We start from the raw sequence: 3,085 nt of genomic DNA on the forward strand, positions 1-3,085 counted from the left end.
CCGTCGCCGCCCGCGGAGGGCGCCGGCGCGGAGGGCGCCGGGGCGCGGCCGCCGCCCTGCGGACGCGCCGGCTGCGGGCGCTCGCGGTAGCCGCCGCCCTCGCCGCGCGAGGCGCCGGCCTCGCCGCCCGGACCGCCGAGCAGCTGCATCTCGTTGGCGACGATCTCGGTGAAGAACTTTTCCTGGCCGTCGTTGCCGGTGAACTTGTCGGTGCGGATCGAGCCTTCCACGTAAACCTGGCGGCCCTTCTTCAGGTATTCACCGGCGATCTCCGCCAGCTTGCCGAAGAACTTCACGCGATGCCATTCGGTGCGCTCCTGCATCTCGCCGGTCTGCTTGTCGCGCCAGGATTCGCTGGTGGCGAGGCGGATCGTGGTGATGGCCGAGCCGGAGGCGGTATAGCGCGTTTCCGGATCCGCACCGAGATTGCCGATCAGGATGACCTTGTTGACGCCGCGTGCCATGGAACGCCCTCGACTGCTCGCACTGGAATGGGCCGGGATCGTAGCACGGCGCGCCTGCGCCCGCCCCGGCCGGGCGGTGCGCCGGCGCGTAGGGCGATTCTGCCGGTGCGCGTCCGCCGGTTGCGGCGGTCGCGGCCTATAATCCGCGCTTCATCCGCCCCGGAGCCCGCATGAGCCTGCCCGCCGCCGACGCCGTCGCATCCCCGCGCGATTTCGCCGCCGTCCGCGCGCTGGCGGCCGCCGACATGGCCCGCGTCGACGCGTTGATCCGCGCGCGGCTGGCCTCCGACGTGGTGCTGATCAACCAGATCGCCGAGCACATCATCGGCGGCGGCGGCAAGCGCCTGCGACCGATGCTGCACGTGCTGGCCGCGCGCGCGGCCGGCTACGAGGGCGCGCAGCACGTGCAACTGGCGGCCGTGATCGAATTCATCCATACCGCCACCCTGCTGCACGACGACGTGGTCGACGCCTCCGACCTCCGCCGCGGCCGCAAGACCGCCAACGCGCTGTGGGGCAACGCGGCCAGCGTGCTGGTCGGCGACTTCCTCTATTCGCGCTCGTTCCAGCTGATGGTCGAACTGGATCGCATGCGCGTGATGCGGATCCTCGCCGATACCACCAACGCCATCGCCGAAGGCGAAGTGCTGCAGCTGCTCAACATCGGCAACCCGGACACCGACGAGGCGGCGTACCTGCGCGTGATCGAGCGCAAGACGGCGGTGCTGTTCGCCGCCGCCACCGAGCTGGGCGCGGTGCTCGGCGGCCTGCCGGAAGCGCAGGCGCAGGCGCTGCGCCGCTACGGCATGGAACTGGGCTACGCCTTCCAGATCGCCGACGACCTGCTCGACTACGTGTCCGATGCGCAGACGCTCGGCAAGAACATCGGCGACGACCTCGCCGAGGGCAAGCCGACGCTGCCGCTGATCTACGCGCTCGAGACCGCGCGCGCCGACGAAGCCGCCGCGCTGCGCCGCGCGATCGAATCCGGCGGACTGGAATCGCTGGATCGCATCGTCGCCGCGATCCGCGACTCCGGCGCACTGCAGCGCACGCGCGCACGGGCGCAGCAGCATGCCGACGCCGCCTGCGCCGCGCTGGCGGCGATCCCGCCGTCGCCGTGGCGCGAGGCGCTGGCCACGCTGGCCGGTTACGCGGTCGAGCGGACGTCCTGATTCGCCGGCGGGATCGTTCGCGGGGTCGCCGCGCCGCGCTTGACTTTGGAGACGGTTACTCAGGGCTTGCCGGCGAACGCCTCGTCCAGCCAGTCGCGCATCATGCGGTAGCTGCGCCGCGCGGCGCGCGCGTCGTACATGCAGCCGGGCGAATGGTCCTCGGTCTCGGTGAAGCAGTGCACGGCGTTGCCGAGCACGACGAACTGCCAGTCGGCGCCGCTGCCGCGCATCTCGTCCATGAACTTGTCGGCGTCGGGCATGGTGCCCTTGTCGTCGGCGCCGTTGATCGCCAGCACGCGCGCCTTGATCTGCTTGGCCAGCGCAGGATCGTCGGTGCCGAGGCCGCCGTGGAAGCTGACCACGGCGGCGACGTCGGCGCCGCTGCGCGCGAGATCGAGCACCGAGGTGCCGCCGAAACAGAAACCGATCGCGGCGAGGCGGGCGGTGTCGATCGGCGCGCCGGCCGCCTGCGCGCGCAGCACTTCCAGCGCCTCGACGACGCGCTTGCGCAGCAACGCGCGGTCGGCGTACAGCGGTTTCACCGCCTCGCGCGCCTCGTCGTCGTTCTTCGGCCGCACCTTCTCGCCGTACATGTCGGCGAGCAGGATCACGTAGTCGCGGCCGGCGATCATCTTCGCCTTGGCCACGGCGGTGTCGTTGACGCCGCGCCAGTTCGGCACCATCAGCAGGCCGGGGCGCTTGGCGGCCACCGCGTCGTCGTACACCAACACGCCGCGGAAGGCGGTGCCGTCCAGCGTGTAGCCGACCGGTCGGGCCACCATCGCCGCCTGCGCCGCGCCCGCGGCGCCGAGCAGCAGCAGAGCGAGCATCGCGATCGTCTTGCGCATGGTCGAGCCTCCCGGGGAAGTCCCGGAAGCTTACGCCCGCGCCGCGCGGGCCGGTAGATGCCGTTGCTAGACTGAGGACTCCACCGCCAGGAGACGCCGATGCGCCCCGCCTACGCCGCCGCCCTGCTCGCCCTCGCCGGATTCGCCCTCAGCGCCGGCGTGCTTGCCGCCGTCAAGCCGGAGACGGCGATCCGCTACCGCCAGGGCGTGTACCACGCGATCCTGTGGAACTTCGCGCCGATGAACGCGATGGTGCGCGGCACCCAGCCGTGGGACCAGGCCGATTTCGCCCGCCGCGCGCAGCGCCTGGCCTTCTACAGCCAGCAGTTGCTCGAAGGCTTCCCGCCGGGCTCCGACCGCGGCGCCGAGACCGGCGCCAAGCCGGCGATCTGGCAGAACCCCGAGGACTTCAAGGCGAAGATGCAGGCCTTCGAGGACGCCGCCGCCGACCTCGCCAAGGTCGCCGCCGGCAGCGACATCGAGGCGAGCAAGCAGGCGTTCGCGCAGACGGCGGAAGCCTGCAAGCGCTGCCACGAGAAGTACCGCGCCGAGGACTAGCTGTGTAAACCCACCAGGTTGTTCATGTCGATGCGGGTGA

The 3,085-nt window shown here is 71.4% G+C and carries 4 protein-coding genes; 2 read left to right on the forward strand and 2 right to left on the reverse strand.

The features are described from left to right. Window positions 1–464, reverse strand: a 464-nt coding sequence (gene ssb / locus MBSD_RS13970; protein ID WP_062537906.1) for a single-stranded DNA-binding protein, incomplete at its 3' end; no start/stop codon positions are given. Between the two features lie 170 nt (window positions 465–634). Here ssb and MBSD_RS13975 point away from each other — a divergent pair. Continuing rightward, window positions 635–1,639: a polyprenyl synthetase family protein gene (locus MBSD_RS13975; protein WP_062537907.1), complete on the forward strand. Its 1,005-nt coding sequence runs from the start codon at window positions 635–637 to the stop codon at window positions 1,637–1,639. A 59-nt stretch (window positions 1,640–1,698) separates the two neighbouring features. On the opposite strand, the gene MBSD_RS13980 is transcribed toward MBSD_RS13975, so the two are convergent. Beyond that, complete coding sequence (locus MBSD_RS13980; protein WP_062537908.1) at window positions 1,699–2,487, reverse strand: dienelactone hydrolase family protein; 789 nt, start codon at window positions 2,485–2,487, stop codon at window positions 1,699–1,701. Window positions 2,488–2,586: 99 nt separating this feature from the next. Here MBSD_RS13980 and MBSD_RS13985 point away from each other — a divergent pair, with 99 nt between their 5' ends. Next, window positions 2,587–3,045: a c-type cytochrome gene (locus tag MBSD_RS13985; protein WP_062537909.1), complete on the forward strand. Its 459-nt coding sequence runs from the start codon at window positions 2,587–2,589 to the stop codon at window positions 3,043–3,045. Window positions 3,046–3,085: the final 40 nt, after the last annotated feature.

Origin of the sequence: Mizugakiibacter sediminis (genome assembly GCF_000953855.2) — a bacterium.
Taxonomy (GTDB): domain Bacteria; phylum Pseudomonadota; class Gammaproteobacteria; order Xanthomonadales; family Rhodanobacteraceae; genus Mizugakiibacter; species Mizugakiibacter sediminis.